Origin of the sequence: Paracoccus sp. 22332 (genome assembly GCF_052045125.1) — a bacterium.
Classification (GTDB): Bacteria; Pseudomonadota; Alphaproteobacteria; order Rhodobacterales; family Rhodobacteraceae; genus Paracoccus; species Paracoccus haematequi_A.
In genome coordinates this window covers 23,213-43,751 of the sequence record NZ_JBQEOI010000021.1, presented here as the reverse complement: position 1 = coordinate 43,751, position 20,539 = coordinate 23,213, and the positions used below count along the sequence as shown (strand labels likewise).

27 protein-coding genes and 1 tRNA gene are annotated in these 20,539 nt (G+C 62.9%); 7 read left to right on the top strand and 21 right to left on the bottom strand.

All coding sequences use genetic code 11. The features are described 5' to 3' along the window. Positions 1 to 110: 110 nt before the first annotated feature. From ACTJI6_RS16945 to ACTJI6_RS16850, 20 genes are all read right to left on the bottom strand, one after another. On the bottom strand, positions 111 to 422 hold the full coding sequence (locus ACTJI6_RS16945; RefSeq protein ID WP_440802316.1) for a phage tail assembly protein: 312 nt from the start codon (positions 420 to 422) through the stop codon (positions 111 to 113). 8 nt (positions 423 to 430) lie between these two features. Next, positions 431 to 961, bottom strand: coding sequence for a phage major tail tube protein (locus ACTJI6_RS16940; RefSeq protein ID WP_440802314.1), 531 nt, complete (start codon positions 959 to 961; stop codon positions 431 to 433). Positions 962 to 1,026: 65 nt separating this feature from the next. Then, a complete protein-coding gene (locus ACTJI6_RS16935; RefSeq protein ID WP_440802312.1) occupies positions 1,027 to 2,268 on the bottom strand; it encodes a hypothetical protein in 1,242 nt (413 codons plus the stop codon). Between the two features lie 75 nt (positions 2,269 to 2,343). Next, the gene (locus tag ACTJI6_RS16930) at positions 2,344 to 2,778 is read right to left on the bottom strand and encodes a hypothetical protein (protein WP_440802310.1); all 435 of its coding nucleotides are present in this window, start codon (positions 2,776 to 2,778) and stop codon (positions 2,344 to 2,346) included. A gap of 1 nt (position 2,779) precedes the next feature. Beyond that, on the bottom strand, positions 2,780 to 3,880 hold the full coding sequence (locus tag ACTJI6_RS16925) for a phage tail protein (RefSeq protein WP_440802308.1): 1,101 nt from the start codon (positions 3,878 to 3,880) through the stop codon (positions 2,780 to 2,782). After that, positions 3,880 to 4,440: a phage tail protein I gene (locus ACTJI6_RS16920; protein ID WP_440802306.1), complete on the bottom strand. Its 561-nt coding sequence runs from the start codon at positions 4,438 to 4,440 to the stop codon at positions 3,880 to 3,882. The genes ACTJI6_RS16925 and ACTJI6_RS16920 overlap by 1 nt, the downstream gene beginning before the upstream one ends. Next, positions 4,437 to 5,336, bottom strand: a complete 900-nt coding sequence (locus ACTJI6_RS16915; RefSeq protein WP_440802303.1) for a baseplate assembly protein — start codon at positions 5,334 to 5,336, stop codon at positions 4,437 to 4,439. The genes ACTJI6_RS16920 and ACTJI6_RS16915 overlap by 4 nt, the downstream gene beginning before the upstream one ends. Positions 5,337 to 5,339: 3 nt before the next feature. Next, a complete protein-coding gene (locus tag ACTJI6_RS16910) occupies positions 5,340 to 5,750 on the bottom strand; it encodes a GPW/gp25 family protein (protein WP_440802302.1) in 411 nt (136 codons plus the stop codon). A gap of 11 nt (positions 5,751 to 5,761) precedes the next feature. Then, on the bottom strand, positions 5,762 to 5,992 hold the full coding sequence (locus ACTJI6_RS16905) for a hypothetical protein (protein ID WP_440802301.1): 231 nt from the start codon (positions 5,990 to 5,992) through the stop codon (positions 5,762 to 5,764). A gap of 9 nt (positions 5,993 to 6,001) precedes the next feature. Continuing rightward, positions 6,002 to 6,517 (bottom strand): phage baseplate assembly protein V, encoded by a 516-nt coding sequence (locus tag ACTJI6_RS16900; protein ID WP_440802298.1) that lies wholly within the window; start codon positions 6,515 to 6,517, stop codon positions 6,002 to 6,004. Then, positions 6,507 to 7,268, bottom strand: coding sequence for a hypothetical protein (locus ACTJI6_RS16895; RefSeq protein ID WP_440802296.1), 762 nt, complete (start codon positions 7,266 to 7,268; stop codon positions 6,507 to 6,509). The genes ACTJI6_RS16900 and ACTJI6_RS16895 overlap by 11 nt, the downstream gene beginning before the upstream one ends. Positions 7,269 to 7,271: 3 nt before the next feature. Then, positions 7,272 to 7,676, bottom strand: a complete 405-nt coding sequence (locus ACTJI6_RS16890) for a hypothetical protein (protein WP_440802294.1) — start codon at positions 7,674 to 7,676, stop codon at positions 7,272 to 7,274. Positions 7,677 to 7,688: 12 nt separating this feature from the next. Beyond that, complete coding sequence (locus tag ACTJI6_RS16885; protein WP_440802292.1) at positions 7,689 to 8,756, bottom strand: major capsid protein; 1,068 nt, start codon at positions 8,754 to 8,756, stop codon at positions 7,689 to 7,691. A gap of 45 nt (positions 8,757 to 8,801) precedes the next feature. Beyond that, entirely contained in the window at positions 8,802 to 9,155 is a 354-nt protein-coding gene (locus ACTJI6_RS16880; RefSeq protein WP_440802290.1) for a head decoration protein, read from the bottom strand. Positions 9,156 to 9,199: 44 nt separating this feature from the next. Next, positions 9,200 to 10,372: a S49 family peptidase gene (locus ACTJI6_RS16875; RefSeq protein WP_440802287.1), complete on the bottom strand. Its 1,173-nt coding sequence runs from the start codon at positions 10,370 to 10,372 to the stop codon at positions 9,200 to 9,202. 163 nt (positions 10,373 to 10,535) lie between these two features. Beyond that, a complete protein-coding gene (locus ACTJI6_RS16870; protein ID WP_440802285.1) occupies positions 10,536 to 10,796 on the bottom strand; it encodes a hypothetical protein in 261 nt (86 codons plus the stop codon). Continuing rightward, a complete protein-coding gene (locus tag ACTJI6_RS16865; RefSeq protein WP_440802282.1) occupies positions 10,780 to 12,405 on the bottom strand; it encodes a phage portal protein in 1,626 nt (541 codons plus the stop codon). The genes ACTJI6_RS16870 and ACTJI6_RS16865 overlap by 17 nt, the downstream gene beginning before the upstream one ends. 4 nt (positions 12,406 to 12,409) lie before the next feature. After that, the gene (locus tag ACTJI6_RS16860) at positions 12,410 to 14,353 is read right to left on the bottom strand and encodes a terminase gpA endonuclease subunit (protein ID WP_440802281.1); all 1,944 of its coding nucleotides are present in this window, start codon (positions 14,351 to 14,353) and stop codon (positions 12,410 to 12,412) included. Then, positions 14,343 to 14,879, bottom strand: a complete 537-nt coding sequence (locus ACTJI6_RS16855) for a hypothetical protein (RefSeq protein WP_440802279.1) — start codon at positions 14,877 to 14,879, stop codon at positions 14,343 to 14,345. Before ACTJI6_RS16855 ends, ACTJI6_RS16860 begins: the two co-directional genes overlap by 11 nt. A 177-nt stretch (positions 14,880 to 15,056) precedes the next feature. Then, positions 15,057 to 15,611, bottom strand: coding sequence for a hypothetical protein (locus ACTJI6_RS16850; RefSeq protein ID WP_440802277.1), 555 nt, complete (start codon positions 15,609 to 15,611; stop codon positions 15,057 to 15,059). Positions 15,612 to 16,071: 460 nt separating this feature from the next. Here ACTJI6_RS16850 and ACTJI6_RS16845 point away from each other — a divergent pair, with 460 nt between their 5' ends. The 4 genes from ACTJI6_RS16845 (at position 16,072) to ACTJI6_RS16830 (ending at position 17,881) form a co-directional block, all read left to right on the top strand. Next, the gene (locus ACTJI6_RS16845; RefSeq protein ID WP_440802275.1) at positions 16,072 to 16,488 is read left to right on the top strand and encodes a hypothetical protein; all 417 of its coding nucleotides are present in this window, start codon (positions 16,072 to 16,074) and stop codon (positions 16,486 to 16,488) included. Between the two features lie 4 nt (positions 16,489 to 16,492). Continuing rightward, entirely contained in the window at positions 16,493 to 16,756 is a 264-nt protein-coding gene (locus ACTJI6_RS16840) for a hypothetical protein (protein ID WP_440802273.1), read from the top strand. A 290-nt stretch (positions 16,757 to 17,046) separates the two neighbouring features. Beyond that, positions 17,047 to 17,361 carry a hypothetical protein gene (locus ACTJI6_RS16835; protein ID WP_440802272.1) on the top strand — a complete coding sequence of 105 codons (315 nt, stop codon included), beginning with the start codon at positions 17,047 to 17,049 and terminating at the stop codon, positions 17,359 to 17,361. A 193-nt stretch (positions 17,362 to 17,554) separates the two neighbouring features. Further along, complete coding sequence (locus ACTJI6_RS16830; RefSeq protein ID WP_440802270.1) at positions 17,555 to 17,881, top strand: GrlR family regulatory protein; 327 nt, start codon at positions 17,555 to 17,557, stop codon at positions 17,879 to 17,881. A 517-nt stretch (positions 17,882 to 18,398) separates the two neighbouring features. Here the strand turns inward: ACTJI6_RS16830 and ACTJI6_RS16825 are convergent. Continuing rightward, positions 18,399 to 18,473: transfer RNA gene (locus tag ACTJI6_RS16825), tRNA-Thr, on the bottom strand. Between the two features lie 124 nt (positions 18,474 to 18,597). On the opposite strand from ACTJI6_RS16825, the gene ACTJI6_RS16820 reads away from it, so the two are divergent. Genes ACTJI6_RS16820 through ACTJI6_RS16810 form a run of 3 tightly spaced genes read left to right on the top strand, consistent with a single transcriptional unit; the run spans position 18,598 to position 20,526 of the window. Beyond that, positions 18,598 to 18,762, top strand: a complete 165-nt coding sequence (locus tag ACTJI6_RS16820) for a hypothetical protein (protein ID WP_440802269.1) — start codon at positions 18,598 to 18,600, stop codon at positions 18,760 to 18,762. Further along, positions 18,763 to 20,031, top strand: coding sequence for a UDP-N-acetylglucosamine 1-carboxyvinyltransferase (murA, locus tag ACTJI6_RS16815; RefSeq protein ID WP_440802267.1), 1,269 nt, complete (start codon positions 18,763 to 18,765; stop codon positions 20,029 to 20,031). 3 nt (positions 20,032 to 20,034) lie between these two features. Continuing rightward, on the top strand, positions 20,035 to 20,526 hold the full coding sequence (locus tag ACTJI6_RS16810) for a DUF2948 family protein (RefSeq protein WP_241232802.1): 492 nt from the start codon (positions 20,035 to 20,037) through the stop codon (positions 20,524 to 20,526). Positions 20,527 to 20,539 lie beyond the last annotated feature (13 nt).

The window sequence follows — 20,539 nt, the reverse complement described above, 5'->3', positions numbered from 1 at the left end:
AAGGCGCGCGCCCGGCTATCGGACGCGCGCTCTGTGCAGGCGCTTTGCCTGCTCGTGCCAGGCAATGACCTCCGGCCAGTCCATTTCCATGATGGCCGGTATCGGTGTGTTCAGGATGCAGGCGACGTCTGCGACGATGCCCCGCCAGAGCTTCCAGTGTTCGGGCTGGATGCCTCCTGCGGCAAAAAATCGGCGGCGGCCTCGGCGATCTTGGTGAAGTCCCCAACCGTCAGCTCGTCGACCTCTTCGTCGGCAAGGCCAGTAACCGCGCAGACCATTTGGAATGATGTTTCGAAATCATCCTTCGCCGCAGAAATCTTGCGCATGCTCTTGGTCTTGATGGTGCGCAGGGTGACGGTAGTGATGACCTTTTCGCCCAGTTCGATCGGCTCGGACAGGGTAATAGTTGGTTTGTCAGCCATGTCTCACCTCACACGATCCGCAGGATGCGCCGCTCGTCCGCGTTCTCATCCTTGCCGTTCACACGCCAGGTCGAGGTGAAGAAGTCCCAGTAGAACTTCTCGCGCTTGTCGAACCACAACTCGTAATGCAGCACGCCGCTGATCGCATAATCGTGGCCATGCATCTCGCCGCGCTGGAAAGCCTCGGGCTCAATCTTGCCCAAGCGCCCTTCGATGATGGCTTTAGCCTCGAGCGCGTTTCCGGTCCGCTTGTCGCGGATCACACCATAGCCGGTGAAGACCTTGTTGCCCTTCCGTCCCAGCCCGAACAGGTCGAGCATGTCCGGGTCGAACCCCGCCAGCTTGAAGGAGGGCGTCAGCTTCTCAATGCCGACATCGATCTCGATCCCGACGCGAGAACCGCCCGGATGGTGATCTTGGTATTTTTCGGTCAGCGCCGGAAGTTGGAATTCGGTCAGCGTCAGGTGCTTCGACGCGGACGGGTCATGGTCGCCGCAAAACAGGTTTACGGCCTCCATCATGTAAAAGTTCGTGGCCATCCTCTGTGCCCTTCGATCTGTGGTGGAAAAGCCCCTCCGCATCAGGCGGGGTGGGCAAGGGTGCGTCAGGCCGTGGCCAGGTCGCCGATCAAGCTTTCAAGCGCCGCACGGTAGCGTCCCGACTGGATGTCGATTCGCCGCAGGACTGGCGCCTCCTCAGCCAGGAAGCGAACGGAAATCTTGCCCGCGCGCAGGTCTTCCGGCGAGTTCTGGTCTTCGAGGAACTGGACCTGATAGCCGAGGATGTCGCCCGTCGATTGCAGGTCGCGCAGCGCGATGTTCAGCGTATTCAGGATCGCCTGGATGGTCTGCCCGGTGATGTTGAAGCGGCCCAGGTAGGTCCGCAGCGTCTTCAGCGACATGAGGTGGATGTAATCCCGGCCGCGCATCACGTTGTAGAAGCGCCACAGGTCGTCGTCGCCCGCGTTGTCGGTGCCGATATAGACGAAGCCGCCATCGGCAATGCCACCGTCCACGCCCATCTCGCCGCGGGTGACGATGCCGATGTTCGCGGCCAGCAACGACTGACCCTCGCTGGTGCCGTCTGTCAGGCTGAAAGGCAGGGGTCGCGAGATGCCGACAATGCCATGAACCGCCTGGTTGGCCCAGGAATGGAACGGCCGCCCGCCGTTCTCGAAATCCCGCCGCACGGCGATACCCAGGATCGCAGGCGACATGGGTGCGTCGATGATGGCACCCGCAGTGCTGGTCACATCCAGGATGCGCGCGCCGGGCACGACCGGGATAATGCGGTCCGAGTTGATGGTCTCGCGCCACGCCTGCACGGCGGCTAAGCTCGTGCTAGGGCCATCGACAACGGCATGCGCCAAAAGACGCGGAGCCACGGCCGCCAGAGCCGATACCACGACATTCGCCTCTTCGGGATCATGCTGCGCGGTAAAGCCAGGCGCCGCCAGCAGGCGGGGCGTATAGCCGGTCAGAGGTCCGGCCTCCAGCAGCGCCGCTACGCCCGTCGAGATGCCGTCGCCCGCTACATTCGCCATGGCGGCATCGGGGTCGGGGTCGTCGGCGACACGGACGACGATGCACCGAGCAGCGGACTGAAACTCGCCCAACTGCGCCGTGATCATGCGCAGCGCATCGGCCAACGTGCCGGCATTTCCCAAAGCCGTGATGGCAGAAGCATCGCTCGAATTCACGAGCACCGGCACATTCAGCGGGAATGCCGCGGCCGATGCAGAAGGAGCGGTGCCGACCAGGCCGATCACGGACAGATCGCTCCAGACAGCCGGTCGGATTTCATTATCGATGGTCTGGATCGTCAGACCGAAAGTCGGGGTGGCCATGGATGAGCTCCCAGTGGATTTTGGAATGGAAAAGGGCGCCGTTGGCGCCCCAGAGGTCGAATGTTATGGCTTGGATCAGGCTGTGATGGCCGCCGCGTCACGGAACAACTGGTCGATGGCTGCATCCTCCAGCCCCAAGACCGCCCCGAGCATGATGATCGAAGGCGACACGCGCCGGAACTCGACCGCGCTTTCCCATGCCTCGATCAACAGGTCGTCTTGGCTCCCGTAGACGGCATCGTTTGCCGCTTCGAAGAGGCCCGCATTACGCAATGCCATTCGGGCCTGGAAGCGGCTGACCACGTCTGGGACTGGGAGGGGCGATGCCTCCGGGTCAGCAAGAACCGGCTTGCCCTGTGCATCAGCGGTGATGATCTTGCCTGTCGCCTGTCCCGCAAGAAGCGCCGCGTGACGCTCTTTTGAAATAGCGACTGCGCCAAAAGGCGGAGAGGTCAGGCGATCATCGAAGAAAACCGCACGACCATTGCTGAAAGCAATATAGAGGCTCATCCTACCACCCCAATGCGACGACTAAGTATGTGGCTGTGTTGCCCGGAGAAGCGGCGCGCCGGACGGTGACATGGCCGGATCCCAAGTCAGTCGCACTCGCGTCGTTCGCCTCGATGGGCGTCGCCGACCGCCGTGTGGCCAAGGCACCGAAAGGTGCATTCGGGAAGGCCGTCGGCAGACTTGCTGAAGCTGACAGATTGCTGCCGATGATGGATACGGATAGCCATTGCAGGATAAGCCCACCAGGCAAGGTGATGTAGCCGTTCCCGGCGATGGACCTAAGGAAAAGCCTGGAGACATACTGCGCTGTACGCAGTGGCGTCATCGCCACGTCATGGGACTCTCCATTCTGCGCGTCAGCCAGCGTCGCGACCGGCACAGTGATGGTTCGGTTTGCCGAGAGTGCCCCCCCTCCTGTAGCCAGTCCTGCGGTTTCCACGGATCGCGCAGCCAATCTCGCAGCTATGGCTTGCGCCACGCGCAAGGGCGACATGGCCTTGTTGGTCGCGCTCCCCGCCTCTGCCTCGGCTTGGGTTGCATCCGGGACCGTGATCTGACGGTCTGCGGACAGTGCTCCGCCACCAATGGCCAGTCCTGCCGTCGTGACAGACCTTCCGCCCAAGCGTGCAGTTATCGCCTGCAAGGTCTTGAGCGGAGTCATGGCCCTGTTGTCAAGAACACCAGTTTCAGCCTCGGCCTGGGTCGCGATCCGCACCTCAAGATCCAGGCTCGAAGACAACGGTCCTCCGCCGCTCAATAGCCCGGACGATTTGATCTCGGTCGATTTCAGTGCCCTGGATTCGGCGTTATCCCAAGCCGACTTGACTGCTTTAGGCGTGGCCGCTTCAGTCTCGGATATGCTGTTGGTCGCGCTCGACAGGCGGACGATCCCAGCAACCGCAGTGGTGGCTGCGATGACCTTGTTGAGCAGATTGTCGACGCGGACCTTCAGCCATCGGGTTCTTTTTGCGAGCTGCTGGTGCGGGATATTGTCGACCCCGGCCTTAGTGGCCTCATTCGGCGGGCCACCCAAAACCGGATCGGCGGTTTCAAGCTGATAGATGCCCAATGGGTATTCATCAGTTTCCGGTAGAGTCGCCATCAGACAATCCCTCGGGTGTATTGGCCGTCGCGCGTGACGGCGCCGTTGTAGGTCAAAGCCGCTTCTTCAAAGGTCAGCAGCTTGAGGTGGCATCGAGCCGGCGCGGCGGCGGTGAGAGCCGCGCGGGCACGGGCGGCTTGCGAAATCGACATGGGCCTGGCGAGTTTCACTCGGTATTCCGCCCAATGATCTGACGGTGCCCTGGTGCGGCTGCCATCCCGCGTGAACGTCCCGTTGAACTGGTTCGCGGACCAGCCTTCCTGGATTTCGGCATCGCCAAGCCCGGCCGCGATCAACGCCAGCCTCATTGCTCGCACTGTGCCCTTGTGGCGATGGATTTCCAGGCTCAAGGAGATGGCGCGCCGCTTGTCGTCCTCGGGCCAATCAGGATCCCACTCATCGACAGACAAGGCCCAGGCCAGCCATGGAAGGAACGCAGGCGGCGCTTCCTCAGGTCGCCAGACCGTTGCGATTTCTACCGGGATCGCAAGGGCTTCATCGACCGCACCCGCCAGAGCCTTTTCGGCTGGGCCAGAGTGCGAAGGCAAAAGGTCCGTCATGTGATCGTCACCGTCACTGATGTGGCATAGGGTGCCGTATTCGGCGGGGTCACGATGTCTGCGGCGGGCTGGGTGAGCGTCACGCGCCGGACGCCCGGCCGGTGCAGCGCGCCGTGGATGCCAGACAGGGCGATGGTCGCGCCCAGAGCATGGGATGCAGCGAGGTAGTCAGCCAGCGCAGCCTGCGCCTCTGCTAGGATCACCGCCCGGTCGGGACCGTCAAACACGTCTATGGCGGCCGCGACGGTGTAATTCTGGATCGTGGCGGACTGAACCACCACCGTGTCGCAAAGTGGTCGCACATCCTCAGCATTCACCGCGGCGGATACGCTGGAAATAAGATCGTCCGGTGCGGCGCCATTGCCTGCGGAAGATAAGACATAGATGTTCACCTGCCCAGGCGGCACCGTGATCGCCCCCGCATCCTGCGGTCCGACCACGGACACATCCTTGACGCGTCCATCCGCCGATCGCGCGTGGAAGTCATAGGCGCCACGCGGCCCAGCTGATGAAAAGCCCTCAAACGACATCTGGATGCGAGCGCGGAACGACGCGTCTGTCTCGAATTCAAAGGGAGAAATGTCGGTGGCCTCTTGCAGGACGGACCGCTCCACCCCGAAAAGCGCGCCGAGATGGTCCAGATCGCTGCCAGTGGCATAGGCCAGCAGCACCCCCCGCGCGGCGTCGTTAATTTCGGCGCGCAGCATCATGACATAGGCCGCCGCGACCTCCAGCACCTTCACCGCTGGTTCGCTTTCGACCTGCAGGATCGGCTCCATCGTGGGGTGGATACGGACGCAAGCGGCCTTCATCTCAGCCAGGATATCCTCGAAGGCGATCTCCCGAACCAGTTTGGGCGCGGGAAGATCTGCCAGATTGACCTGGGAATACGCCATGCCTCACCTCACGGTCACGCCGCTGCCGGATAGGACAACGACAAGCTTCTTCGACCCCTCCGGGGTCATATCGCCGACAAGGGCGCGGGGTCGGTAAATGCCCAGGATCGTTACCGACAGCGCGCCGGTGCGCGCCTCGTCGGTATCCACCGTGATGCTCTCGACCAGGAAGCGAGGCTCCCACTGTTCGATCGCCGATGTCATCGACGCCATGACGGGCAGCATCTCGGTCCTGTTGATCAGGCGGCCCAGAGCATCAGGCAGGAAGGACCCGTACCATTCGCGCATGATCCTAGAGCCGAACCGGGTCAGGAAAATGTCGCGCAGTGACTGCACGACATGCGGCCAGCCGGACAGGGATGCGCCGGTCATGGCGTCGATGCCGACGCCGATATCTCGCGTGTTCGTCGGCATCGCCAGCCTCGTCAATCGGCCTTCTTGGTCTGCGTCTTGGAGGCGGGCTGCTTCGACGCATCCTGCTTCTGCGGGGCTTCGGCGGACGTTGCGTCGGCTTCGTCCTTCCTGACAACCAGTGCGCCCTCGCGCAGGCCAGCCTCGGCCGCCTTCTCGGTCAGCCGCAGGGTCGTGCCGACGCCGGGATTGCGCTGGCCCGCGACAAAGCGGCCCGCCTTGTCGGTGATGACATAGGTTTTCATGATGCTCTCCTAGTTGGGCGGATCGGTATTTGAGTTGCCCCGAGCCACCCCGCCGTGACGGTGGGTCGAGCCGATGTTCTTGCCGTCGTGGGTGACGGTGCCGCCCGTGATCGCGACGCCCGCGCCGCTGATCGCCAAGGTCACACCCCCAATGGAAACGACGAGGCTGTCTGCTGTCAGGTCCATGCGGACGGCCCCGAAGGTCACCACATGCTCGTCGTCCGCCGTCGAAGGCGATCCGTTGCCGCCGCCGAAAGACAGTGCTGTGGCATAGCCCTGTGATGTCTCTCCGCTAGGCGCGACCAGGATCATCTGTTGGCCGATCGAAGGCGGGCTATGCACCTTCAGGGCGCCCGCCGTCTGCACATAGGGAACCCAGGGAGAAAGCATCCCGTCTCCCAAGTCGATCCGGATCAGGCCTTGCGCCGCGTCGACCTCGGCCACGGTCCCAAACCTTCCAGACGCGGCCATCCGCCGCTCCAACTCCGCCATGCGGCGGGCGAGATCGGCAAACTCACGGATCATCGAACGTTCCTTCCATCAGGGGAACGGGATCCTCGGCGCCGACCGGCCCCATGCCGATGGCCGACATTGTCTCCAGGCTGACGCCAAGCTGACCCGCGAACCGCCGCCATTCCGTGATCGGCTGCCCCTCGATGTCATCTCGCAGCATCTGCGCGATTGGGCCGAACTGCCCCCCGTCTATCAGGGACAGGGCTTTGTCCCAAGCGCTGCCCACAGGGATTGGCATGCCTGGCACCGGGTCGATAAGCGGCTCAAGGGTCAGGACAAGCTGACGGACCGCGAACCGAACGCCTTGCTCGGCTGATGCACCACGACGCGACAGGCGCCGCGTGCAGTTGGACGCCACAGCCCGGAAGACCTGGGACCATGCACCCTGCCCCACCGTGAGGGTCCGCACAACCTGACGCTCGATCATGTCGAGCAGGATTTCGTTCGTCGCGTCCCGGCCCGACAACTGCAGAGCCTCGGTTTCCTGCGGTCCCTGCCCGTCGGGATCGATCATCACCGTGGTCCGTCCTGCATAGACCACCTCGACCACTAGCTCGACTTGGCCGCCCTGGAGGAAGTCGGAAAAGCCAGTCGGGCTGGACTGATCGTCATCGGTGTAGACCACGATCAGCGGCTTCGCCGTCTCGGAAATCCGCTGGTCTATGGGATCGATGTCGCTGTCGAATACGGCATCACCGGCAAGCGTCTTGCCGGTGATCGCCTGCACCGCCGCGATGCGCAGGATGGTCCTGGCCAAGCTCATGGATCACTCCCGGGTAATGATCAATTCAAGGTCGCCCGTATTTGTCGGACGGGGGACGACGATCTCGTAGGTAAGGACGGGATCATCGACGAAAGCGACACCGTCGCCCTTGCGAAGCGCATAGGGAATGGAGCGGACGACGCCGGGCGACAGCCAAAGGACCAGCGTCTGACCGCCGATCTTGGTGGTGCCGCCCGAGGCGCCAGCCATGCCCTGCCCGCCGATCGTGTCGATCGCGGGGCCGGACGAGAATACCGCCCGGACCTGCCTGTCCGGGCGCGCCGGATCAGGCGCAGGTGCGACATACTGCGAACCAGGCAGACGCGGCTTGATAATGATCTCGGTCCCGAATGCTGCCTCGACAGCCCCCGAGACAAGATCGTCAAGCGCAGCAAAAGGATCGGGCATGATACCCGATCCTTACGGCTCGATAGTGCCGCGGATCAGCACACCCGGGTTCGAGCAGTACTGCAGCGCGTTCATCTGGCTCTCCAGTTCGCGGCGCTTGCCATTCAGAGACGGCCACTGCTTGGTGTAGAGACGCTCGCCCAGGGTGTTGACCGTCTCCTCGTAATCCGCCGGCGCATAGACCGTCTGGAACAGGCCGGGCACGCCCACGGGGAAGAAGCGCGCTTCGTCGGCCGGGATGAACGAAACATCCTCGTCGGCGGTGTTCTTGTAGGTGCCGCCCCGATAGTTCTCGAAAACAATGCCGCCGTATTCGAAGGCGCCCCAGGATGCCCCGTCTAGGCCATGGGTGACCTTCTGGGCGCGCAGCCATTCGGCCTCGGACGTACCCTTGAAGCTGTCGCGGATCTCCGGGGCCATCAGCAGCCGGTCGAAGAAATCGTCACCGACGAAGGCATGGACGCGCGAGAACATGCTGCCGCCCATGATGTTGCCCATCTGGCGGATCACGTCCTGCGTTTGCTTGCGCAACGTGCCGTCCGTCGAATCCATGTCGAAGGCGACCGCCGCAGGGGCTGCGATCCCGAACGCAGTGTAGAGATTCAGCGGCGCCATGTAGAGCTTTCCGTCGCTGGCCTTCTGGTAAACGATCTGGCCTGTGATCGCACCCATGCGGGTGTGCTCTTCGGTCAGCGCGAAGCTGTCGACATGCAGGGCCTGCCGCTGGTTCACCTTGGCCACGACCGTTTCCAGGTCGCTTTCCGTGCCGAAGGCGCGGATATTCTGCACCTCGTCAGCGTTGACCGCATCGTTGATCTCGAAGTGCGGGACCAGCAGCGGAATGAGATCGCGGTCGCCCTTCGGCAGGGTGTTGCCGGGGCCGCCGCGCGGGGTCGGGCCGACGATGCGCAGCAGGCCATTATCCATGACCTCGACCATCGCCACGGTGGTGCTGATCCGGTCGACCCCAAACAGGCCCATCTGCCCGATGCGGCCCGCCTTGAAGCGGATGCGGTTGATCGACTGGGTGAGTTGGACGACCGAGAAGGCGTCGTTCTCGAAAATGTTCATGCTCGCCATGGAGCCATTCCTTCTTTCTGCGCCCTCTCTGGTGCGCGTGATGGTTCAGCGGGCGCGGATGCCCACGGCGGCCAGTTGGGCGATCTTCGTCGCGCGCTCACCGGCGGTATCGACGTCCGGCGCGAAGATCAGGGTGTGGATGTTCACCTCGGCATCGCGCATCAGGCCGGCAACAGGCACGTCGCCATCGGTCGTGTCGCCGCCATAAAGCGCGATTCCGACGGCCGTCGCGGCCGCAGCGGCGGGCACATACTTGTCACCGTCCAAAGCCAGGACGGTGTTCGGCGCGATGATGCCGCTTCCCGCCTTCAGGAAGATGTTCTCACGCGAGCGATGACCGTTGGCTTCCGTCAGGATGCACGCGGTCGGGCGGTTGCCGTTGTCTTTCAGGGGCGCCATAGCGCGTCTCCTTTATCGGGTGGGAAGAAAGAAGCGGCGCCCGATCAGGCGCCGCCCCGCATGGCGTTGATCTTGTCGATGCTCTTGCTGTGCGCGGCGGCCCCGGCGGCAGCGGTCAGGCTGTCCTTTGCCGCAGCCTCCGCAGAAGTGCCGTCACCGCCCGCTTCAACCTGTTCGGCGGCGCGCTGCTCGATGGTGCGATAGCCGCCCTTCGCCTCCATCGGCAGCCCGGCCAGGAAGGTGGCGGCGGCATCCGCCGTCATTTCGCTGTTCAAGGCGACATGGCGGGCTGCCGCCGGCCGATCCTTGGCCGCATCGCTGTCCATGATGGTCGAGATGCGGGTGCGTTCGGCCTTCGCGCCTTCCGCGCGAGCGGTGCTGACCGCCGCGTCCATCTGCGCCTGCGTGATGCCGGCATCCACGCCCGGCTGGTTCTGGGTTTCCATTCTTGTACCTCTCGATTGCCGGGCGCCCGGATTGGTGCGCCGCGATTGAAGTTCGGACAGGACGCTCTCGAACGTGCCGAACCGGTCAGCCAGGCCAGCCGCGATGGCCGCCTGCCCTTGGAAGACCCGCGCCTCGGTGGCGCGGGCTTGATCTGCGGAAAACTTGGCGCCCCGCCCTGCCCCGACAGCAGTGACGAAGCGGTCGTAGAGCGCATCGATCGACTGCTGCACATCGGCGCGAACGCCGTCAGGCAGGGGGCCAAGAGAATGGCCGTCGACCTTGTGGGCCCCCGCGTGAATGAAGGTCGGAGCCCAACCCTTCTGCTGCATCTCGCCTGCGCGGTTGATGTGCAGCATCAGGACGCCGATCGAACCGACGACACTGGTTTCCGACACGACGATCTCGTCGGCGGCCGAAGCGATCCAGTATCCGCCGCTGCACGCGGTGTCGTTCACGACAGCGACGACACGCTTGGACTTGGCCAGCGCGGCGATCTGTCCTGCAAGCCCGGTGATCCCTCCAGCCTCGCCACCGGGGGTATCGATGTCCAAGATGACCGAGGTTACCGCTGGATCAGCCGCAGCTTCCCGGATCTGGGCACCAATACCTTCATAGCTGACTAAACCGGATGACGTCCCGATCCAGGCGCCTCGGTTCACGAGCGTCCCGATGATGGGGATGACCGCCACACCACCGGCAACCCGGTTCATGGAATAGCTGCCATCCTCCCGCCGGGTCGATCCATAGAAGCGGCTGGCCTCGGGCGACATCGCTCCCAGATCGGGACCATCGATCCCGATCCGGCCAGACAGCACGTCCATGATGATGGCGGCTTTGTCCGGGTGGATGACCAGCGGGCGATTCAATGCCCGGTCGGCCAAATGCAGAAGGGGCGCCCGGCTGGGCGCCCCTGTGTTCTGGATCGTGGTCATGTCAGAACCTTCCCCCCGATGACAGGGCATATCGTCGCGGGCGCTTGCCCTGCGATGCCGCGCATTGCGCCTCGTAGCCCCGGATCAGTTTCAGCAACTGCGCGGGATCGCCCTTCGAGAAGGAGACCATCCGCTCGACGCCGTTCGGACCGGCTCGAAAGCGGATCTCCGCAGCCGTCTGCCCAGCAACCATCTGTAGATGCACCTGGCGCAGCTGCTGCGCAGCCTCGCACGGCTTGCTTTCATCAATCTCGATCGCCATCGGCATCCTCGTCATTGTCGTCGGCCGGGGCCGGTTTTGGTCCGCCGCCAGACGCGTTCATGTATATCGGCTCGGGCAGCTGGTACTGCTTGCGCATCGCTGCTTCCTGCTGCCTGGCCGCGTAGACATCCTCGATGTCGGCGCCCAAGGCGTCCGAAATCTGCCCCTGCGACATGACGCCCATTCGATCCAGAGCCTCGAAGGCCTTTGCCGCCTTGAGAATGTCGGCCAACGGCTTCGGCGACCCTCGCCAGATCGCCCGGCTCGCGGCCGCGCGGTTGGCGATGAAGTTCTCGATGCCCCCGGGGAACGGGATGCTCTCGGCTTCGATCTCTTCTTCCAGCCAAGCCTCATAGGCGAACTGGCAGAAGGGAGCGACGATCTTCTCCCGCCGCGCCATGGTGACCTGGAATATCTCGGTCGTGCCGTAGCTGTTGGAATTGTATGACGCGCCCTGATACTCGCCGGTGAAGCTCTCGAACGTCATGCCCAGCGCCCGCGCGATCTCGCGCTTCAGGTCGTCCGCATAGGCCTTGTAATCGGTGCTGGGCGCCTCCGCTTGCTTTAGGTTCAGCTTGTCGCCGGGCATCAGGTGGGCGACGCGGGCATTCCGCCCGAAGTCGATCCCGCCAGCCTCGTAGAACCCTGCGATCATGTCGAGGTAGGCATCGAATGGGCTCTCGCCGCGCGTCGCCATCTTCGCCTGTTCCTGATCCGTCAGCAGGGCCTGCAGAGCTTCCTCAGTCGGCATTTCAGATTCGATGACGGCGGCGTAAAGCGTGCGCAGGATCTGCCCCGCCAAGGTGGCATCCGAAAGGTCGTCGAACTGCCGGACCACCTGAAGCACCGGCACCAGCGGACCAATGCCTCGGTAAGCACCAAGCGGACCATCGTGAAAGTGACCGAGAAGGCGCCGGCCATAGGCGTCGCGCATGGCCATTCGCTTTTCCTGCCAACCCATGACGGGATCGTACGTCCGGATCATGGCCGCGATAGGCCGATCATCACCGTCCAGCACAAGCCCGGTCCTGACCCTGTTCAGCTGGTCGTCCTTCCTCGATAAACGATAGGCCGGCAAGACTCTGATCTTCGTGCCGTAGCGGTTCCACGGGCGCTTGCGCCAGACCGCCTCGGAAAGGATTTCCCCGGTCGCCAGCCAGCCCCGGAACCCAGCATCCTGCAACTGACCGAAGGACCGCATGCCATGGATGTCGCATTCCTCGGGCCGCTGGCGCCAAAGCTCGAAACGCTGCTCGACCAGCCGCGCCCATTTCTGGGCCTCGGCATTCGACATGCCGAAGGTCTCGTTTTCTGGCTGGGCCTTCAGGCGCAGCCCGGTCCCGACCGTGTTCGCAACGCACTGCTCGATTGCCCCGGACAACCAGCCCGAATTGATGATGGCGTCCGTCGCCCGCGCGGCCGCCTTCTCCCAGGCAGCGGCGACGTCGTCCTGTGCTTCTCGGATGCCGGGCGACCAGCGGCTCATCGCAACCGATCGACCGCCCCGCATGTAGCCACTGGCAAATCGGGACACATCGCCGCCGACCTTCACCGGAGCCTCGGCCGCGGGCTGATTGCCGCCACCGAACAGACGGGAGAAAATCGACATGCGGTCACCTGTTCATGCGATGCGCCAGACCCGCGAAGCGGCTGCGCCGTGAGATAGCAGCCTCCGGTTGGACCGGGGCAGTTGCATCGGGTCGGGCGGCCATGGGCCGTTCTTCCCCACGCGGGGGATCATCAGGATCATCGGGGACGCGACGGACCCCTTCCGGAATGCGCTGCACGTTCAGCATGTAGGCCATGCCTTCCGCGATCGCTTCGCAGTCGAGGAAGTGGTTCGCCTTCGACAAGCGATTCCATTTCGGCTTGCCTTCGACGACCGTCCGAACCTCCGAGGTCACCTGGCGGCAATAGTCCTCGGTGATGTCGCTGTGGACGTGGAAGGCGCCCGGCGCGCCCAGCGGCGCGTGGATCTTCGACATCACCAGCGACTTGAAGAAGTCGGTGGAAAGCCAGGCCAAGTTCAGCGAATAGCTGGCCTTCTTCCCATCCTTCTTCACCTCGATCTTCGACAGCCGCAGCGGCGGGTTCTGCTGGTCCTTGCCCTTGGTCGGGACGCAGAGCCAGTTGTAGCGGCGGCAGAACTCGTAGACCTTGTGCTCGCTTCCCCCATCGCCCTTGTCCGGACGAAAGCCAGAGTCGATGCCGACACGCTCGATCATCATCCCGCCGACCGGGTTCAGGAAGAGATCGGCCAACGCGGCCCAGACATCGTCCTGATCGGTCGGCCCGAACAGCTGGCCGCTGGTGATCAGCCAGGACGAACCTCGCTCGCCGTAGCCCCGGATCACATAGAACAGGCTGAACTTCTGCACGTCCACGCCCATAACGAGACGCAGGACGCCAGCCGGCACGTCGCCCTCAGCATAAGGCAGCGCCCGTTCCTGAACCTCGGTCCATTCGGGCTTGTCCGTCGCGCCGATTGGCGAGGCGCACTCGCCAAAGTTGGCGTTGATCGTGGTCTGCAGCTTGTCCGGTTCGCCTGTTGCAAGTGCTGTCAGGAAGCTTTGAGCGCGCTCGCCCCAAGTAACAAAAGGGCTGCAAAGTCCCGACGTCCAGCAGGACCAGGTGGAGACGTCAGGCTCGTTGATGCCCTCCATCGCCTCCTCAATCGTTTGGCCAGGCGCCACCTGCACGCCGCGCCGGATCATTTCCTGCTTCGTCGCGCCTTGTGGACCCTCGTCAATGTGCGTGCCGCAGTGGGGGCAGACCAAGGTCGCCGCCCGGCGCGCCTGCGCCGGGGTCGAACCCTTTGGCCAAGTCAGGTGCTTGCGCATCGGGATGAAATACTCATCGCAATGCGGGCATGGCCATGCGAAATGATGTCGCGTTCCGGACTGGAACAACCGCCAAATGGGGCTTTCCACCAGGTCCGGATCAGCCTTGGCCCACATCTCAAGGCCGTTGACCGGGTCAATTTCGGTCTCGATCGTGCCCTGAGAAGGCGTTGACACAACGGCCGCCACAAAATCGGCGTAGGTCTCGCCACGTGCTTCCAGCAGCCCCAGCGGATCACCCTGCCCTTTGATGTTGGCGGTCATCTCGTCGTACTCGTCCGCGATGCCCAGCGCCGCCGGGTCGGATTTCAGGGCGGTCGAACTACCGGCCGATGCGAGGCGAAGCCGGACGCCGGCGACCCACTTCAGGGTCTTCTTCATGCGGCGGCCGCGCACGACTTTCGCCGCCAAGGATGGCGCCTCGTCGAGCAGCGCCATCAGGCGCGGCTCGAACTGGTCTGACACGAACTCGCGGGACGGCCCTACATAGATGATCGGCGCCGGGCGCTGATCGAGACGCGCCCCGATCGCATCCATCAGGCCTTCCGTCTTGCCGCTCTGCGCTGCGGTGACCGCAACCACCCGCCGATGCGTCCGTTCGTGGATCTTCCGGATGAATGGAATTTGGTAAGCCGTCAGCCAAGGATCGCGCGGGCCCGGATGACCGCTCTCGGGCCCATAGGTCCGATATCGTTGCGCCCATTCGTCAGGCGTCACCACCTCTGCCGGAGCCATCAAGACCGATGCCCGTGCGAGCAGCGCCTGACATTTTAGCGAGGGCGTCGCTGATCCTTTTCCGCACGCCATGAACTTCCGCCTCTGCCTTCCTGCGAATGCCCATGTCGCGTGTGATCCTGGCCGGAAGCCCAGACAGTTCGGCGTTTGTCACGCCCACGACCTTGTCCATCGCCATGATCGCATCTTCGATGGGGATCAGGGCACGCTCTTCCTTAGCAATCAGCAATTCGATCTGCCGCTCGCGAGCATTGTTTATGCGTTCACGCGAGGGCGGCTGTGCCGCCTTTTCTGCGGCCTCTTTCAGAAAGGCGACGTAGCCCTGAATGGCCGCGACCAGGTTCACCTTACCCCGAGGACCGCGCGGGACATGCCCGCTTTTGATCAGTTGACGCACGCGCTCTGGCCCGATGGTCAGAATTCCGGCTGCCACGTCGATCGGCACGAGATCAGGAATGGCAGGCTCAGAGGCCGCGACGAGTTTCTCTGCTTTTTTTGCGGCTGCCATGGCGTCTTTCCAAAATCAAAACGGGTTTCTGCCAGATAGAAAAACGCTCAAACGCCGGGAGGCCGCGGACCCGCATAGGATCGGCTCCGATTTCGGTCCCTACCCGGGGTGGGTCCGCCCTCGGTGTTGCATTTCGGTCACAGATCGGGATGGGCCAGAGGCATCGCGACCCCGGCTCTATGCCCCCTCGAGGATGCGGCGCAACTCGTGCATGGCGCGCTCGAGGATGGCATTGCCGCCGAGGTCGAATTGGCGAAGGGGATCGGGCTGCATGATTTCGCGGGGGAGCGATGGTCCCCACATCTTCTCGATTGCGTTCATGCGTCCTGATTTGGAGTTGAGCCTTCCGGTTCTGTGGAAGACGTTGCCGTCGATAGAGCGGACGATGAATGAACCGGGAAAGCGGCGCGAGGTATTCCAGGGATTAGCTCTGACGCCGTATTTGAATTGACGCGCTCTGAAGTATTTGAGCGGAAACGGGTCGCCTTTGGCGTTTATCTCTGATTGAAGTTTATTCGGATATGCCCGAATGAAACTGGTTGCCCGGCTGATATCTCCAACTCTGATCCCGGTTTGAGCACGCAGGACGCGGTTAATCCGCGTCCGTGCCTTAGCCGTTTCGTGGTTCATGGCCCGTGAGAAGGCGCTTCGGGCCTTCCCCTGGCCGATGCGATAGACTGCGGCTTCGAACTGGAGGCGCGCGTCTTCGCCGACTTCCCGGATTGAGAACATCGCGCGAGGATCCGTAAGCTACGGTGAAGCTGTGGAAGGATGGAGAGAGGTTTCCAGGGGAGACAGTCTGGGGGACTGTCTCCCCCTCTTCCCTCTGGTATCAGAAGGCCGCACGCGTGGCCCACGGACGAGGATTGCGCCCAAATCCGGCGTTTTGAGAAGTAACATCAGCGTGAACATGTAAATCGGAAATAATCCGATATCGGCCATTCGCCCAGCATGTGCTGGCTGAAAGGCGATCAGAAGAACGCCGATCACATTTGTGTAATAGGAAATAACCCGGAGACAGCCGTTTTCTGTGACGTGACGTGACATTGGAGTGACATTGTCACTTCTGAACCGTGCGACCGTTGAAATACAACGATTATAGGAAACGGTCCTATGTCACGCGAAAAGTGACATTGATCGCGTGTCACGTCCATGTCACGCATGTCACACTTTGGACCGAACAGGGAACAAGATGATGAACCGGGTCTGCATGGGAACGCTCGCGACCATCCTGATGATGGCGCATCCGGCTGCGGCCGAGCCGGTTGGAAGGGGTGAGAAGCGCCAGGTACGGGATGCGTTAGAGCTCTTCTATCTCGATCGCGGCATCTACGATCCGGTGCGCTGCAGGGTGGAGGATGGCGGCGAGCCGGAAAGGACATGGGCCTTCTGCGCCGCAGTTGGAGGTGACAGTTCGATTGGCGGCCTTTATATGGTTGCGCCGTCCGAGGGTAATACTGGCGTGGTCTGGGCGATTAACGGCAAGGCTATTCAGCATATAGGCGATGGTGCAATCCAGATCGGGGACATTCGGCAGAACGCTATTGTGGTAACGCGATGGATGGGGGAGCCGATAAATATCGGCCCTATATTGGCGATATTCGAATGATCTAATGTCGAAGCCTAAATGGACCCGTAAACTCGCCTTCCCCGACGACAGGGATGGGGACAAGGATTGGGTCATCCTGCGCGACGGTTATGTCGTCGGCCGGGTGATCTGGGACCGCAGCCAAGGCGTAGGGCGCCCGCATTGGCGATGGTCCGTCATCACCATGCCAGCGCGGAACGGATGGACCGAGACGATGGAAGCCGCGCTTGCCCAGGTCAAAGCTGCTGCCTCGGATCGATGGGGGCATGAGCCTTATGGCTGGCCCTGACTGCCATCGTCCTTACCGGGGATCTTGCGGACATCTGTATGTGAAGCTCTGATCGCAATATGAACTTCGGGTCAGGTCAAATGTCGAATCAATCATCCGCAATCGTGGGTCTGATCCTCAGCAGCGCTGTTGGCATATCCGCATCGGTAGCACCGACCGTATTTAAAGACTACGAAAATCCTGTGTTCTGGAGTGGAGTGCTAGCCGCACTTGCTTGCTTGATGGTCTTAGCTTGGCAATGGCTCGCGACGCTAAAAGGGCGGAAATCACGTAAGAGGGAAGATAGATCGATGACCGGCGATAACTTCAATAACTATGGCACCAACAACGGCCACATCGGGCCGGTGAATAACTACGGCAAACAGGAGTTCCAACTCACACCCGAGGTGCTGCGATCTCTCCTGACCCTGGACAAGACAGAAGTGATCAGATTAGCTTATGTCAGCACAAGAAGGTCGGAGCAGATTGCCTACCAGATCGCAGATTTTCTGGTTCAGAATGGCTACACCGTTGATGGGATGCGCGGAGTTGGCCATCTTATGCCACCCTTGAGGAAACCGATCGAAATGCGACTTGGGATGCTTTGTGTCGATGCTAGCGTGTAGAAGTCAGCACCCCGCATAGGCCCCGCCGCTATACCGCGACCAGTCCTTCGCATGGTCCGCCGCGACCATCTGGCAGGTCCACTCTCCCAAAGATCGAAGGCCTGCTCCCAGAGAACCTGACGAACAAGGCAGGTCGACGCCGCAAGAAAGCGTCCCAATATCCTTTACTATCTGGAAGAGGAGTAAACTTCAGATGTTGGATGGTTTTTACACTGTTAAGTTCGAGACTGAGCTTGGCGCCGGAGGCGGCGTCGTCATACTTCAGGGGGGCAGCCTTAAAGGCGGCGACTCCATGATGTACTACATTGGCCGCTACCAAGCCGCACAGGATAACTTCAGTGCAACACTGGACTTTGTGACCCATCTACATGTTCCGGGGATAACTTCCGTTTTTGGCGTCGAAAACGCATCCTTAGCCGCCCATGGCAAGGTGCTGCCTAATGGGTCAATTGAGGGCCAGGCAACGTCACCATCAGCCCCTGGTGCTGTTTTGAGATTCACCATGCAGAAGCTGGACTGATCGCATGACCGTTTGGGCTGCGTGATTGCAAAATTGGTTTGCGGCAGCGGTCACAAAAGGTCGGATCGCTGCTGGCCCGCCTTGCCCACCGGTGGCAAGCTTCTCTGGATTTCCATGCCGAGGAAACTCGGCGGGGGTTAGTCGGTAGTGCCCCGCTCACGATAACACCGACAGCGCGCAGCCTTCGTTCCTTGCGGGCGTGGCGCGAAGCCCGGGTCGAGAGGCCGGGGCTTTCCATTACTCCGCCGGGTTCCGATGCTCTTTGTTCGGCCGCATGGCGATCCAGTAGGCAACCCCGCCGATGAGCAGCCCGCCCGTGGCGGTGATGAGCAAGGAGAGCTCCAGTCCGGTCATGGCGTCATCCTCCGCGATTCGATGGCGAACGTGCGTGGAACGACTGTACGGGATTTGTACGAACAGGCTCGGAAAACTGGCGATCTGTTCGCGCAAAATTCTGCATCGAGGCTTTCGGCGATCCGCAACGGATCAAGCAAGTATTTGATCTTTGATGAGTTTCTGGTGCTGCGAGAGAGGATTGAACTCTCGACCTCACCCTTACCAAGGGTGTGCTCTACCACTGAGCTACCGCAGCGCCGTGAAGGGGCGTTTAGACAAAGCGGATGCGTGACGCAAGGGGGGATCGGCGGAAAAATCGGGCGGCCCGTCGGTGCGGGCTTTGCTGGACTGTTAGCGCGACGGGCGGTAACAGGTTTCGGATGAAGGACCGCCCGGACGACAAAAAGAAACAGGACAGCCGCGAGGATCGGCTGCGCGCCGCCCTGCGGGCCAACCTGCAACGGCGCAAGGCGCAGGCGCGTGCGCGCGCGGCGCAGGACGACGGCGGGCGGCAGGACAGCGACACAGGCAAGGACGGCGCTTAGATGGACCAGATCATCGTTCGCGGGAACGGCCCGCTTTCGGGGGAAATCCCCATCGCGGGCGCCAAGAACGCCTGCCTGACGCTGATGCCCGCCACGCTGCTGACCGACCAGCCGCTGACGCTGACCAATGCGCCGCGCCTGTCGGACATCCGCACCATGACCGCCCTGCTACAAAGCCTTGGGGCCGAGGTCGCCAGCCTCCAGGACGGCCAGGTTCTGGCGCTGTCCAGCCATGCCCTGACCAGCCACCGCGCGGATTACGACATCGTGCGCAAGATGCGCGCCTCGATCCTGGTGCTGGGGCCGATGCTGGCGCGGGACGGCCGGGCCGAGGTCTCGCTGCCCGGCGGCTGCGCCATCGGCGCGCGGCCGGTGGACCTGCACCTGAAGGCGTTCGAGGCGATGGGCGCGGAACTGGATCTGCGCGACGGCTATGTCCATGCCAAGGCGCCCTCGGGCGGGCTGCGGGGCGCGACCGTGGATTTCCCCTTGGTCTCGGTCGGCGCGACGGAAAACGCGCTGATGGCCGCGACCCTGGCGCGCGGCACCACGGTCCTGAACAACGCCGCGCGCGAGCCCGAGATCGTCGATCTGGCCCGCTGCCTGCGCGCCATGGGCGCCCAGATCGAGGGCGAGGGCACGGGCACCATCACCATCCAGGGCGTCGACGCCCTGCACGGCGCGACCCATCCCGTCGTCACCGACCGGATCGAACTGGGCACCTATATGCTGGCGCCCGCCCTCTGCGGCGGCGAAGTCGAGTGCCTGGGGGGCCGGATCGAGCTTTTGTCGGCCTTTTGCGACAAGCTGGACGAGGCGGGGATCAGCGTCACCGAAACGGCGCGCGGGCTGAAGGTCAGCCGCCGCAACGGCATCCGCGCCGTCAATGTCACGACCGAGCCGTTCCCCGGCTTCCCGACCGACCTGCAAGCCCAGTTCATGGCCCTGATGTGCGTGGCCGAAGGCACCAGCGTGCTGGAGGAGACGATCTTCGAGAACCGCTTCATGCACGCGCCGGAACTGACCCGAATGGGCGCCCGGATCGAGGTTCACGGCGGCCATGCCACCGTCACCGGCGTCGAACGGCTGCGCGGCGCTCCGGTCATGGCGACCGACCTGCGCGCGTCCGTCAGCCTGATCCTGGCGGGCCTTGCGGCCGAGGGGCAGACCACCGTCAGCCGCGTCTATCACCTGGATCGCGGCTATGAGCATGTGGTCCGCAAGCTGCGCGGCGTCGGCGCCCATATCGAACGCGTGAAAGAGGAGTAAGCCATGCCCGCCGATTCCCGGATTGCCGACGCCCGGTTCGCCGATGCCGATCCCGCGCCCTTGGCGCTCATGGCCGAGGATGAACAGGATCTGCGCATTCTGTCGGCGCTGTTGCAGGACGCGGTGCTGCCGGCCGCGGAAATGTCCTATGACCGGAGGGGGCGGTCGCTGGCGCTGCTGCTGAACAGGTTCCGCTGGGAAGACGCGGATCAGGCGGCCGCCGAGGGCCGCGATTACGAACGGGTGCGGTCGGTCCTGCTGATCCGCGACGTGCAGCGCGTGCTGTCGGACGGGATCAGCCGCGACGGCGACACGGTCCTGGAACTGCTGGCGATGGTCTGGCAGCCTGGCCAGGACGGGACCGGGCGGCTGCTGCTGGAATTCGCGGGCGACGGCACCCTGGCGACCGAGGTGGAATGCATCAATGTCGAACTGCGCGACGTGACCCGCCCCTATCGCGCGGTCTCGGGCAAGGCGCCGGTCCATCCTGACTGAACGGGCAGGCGCG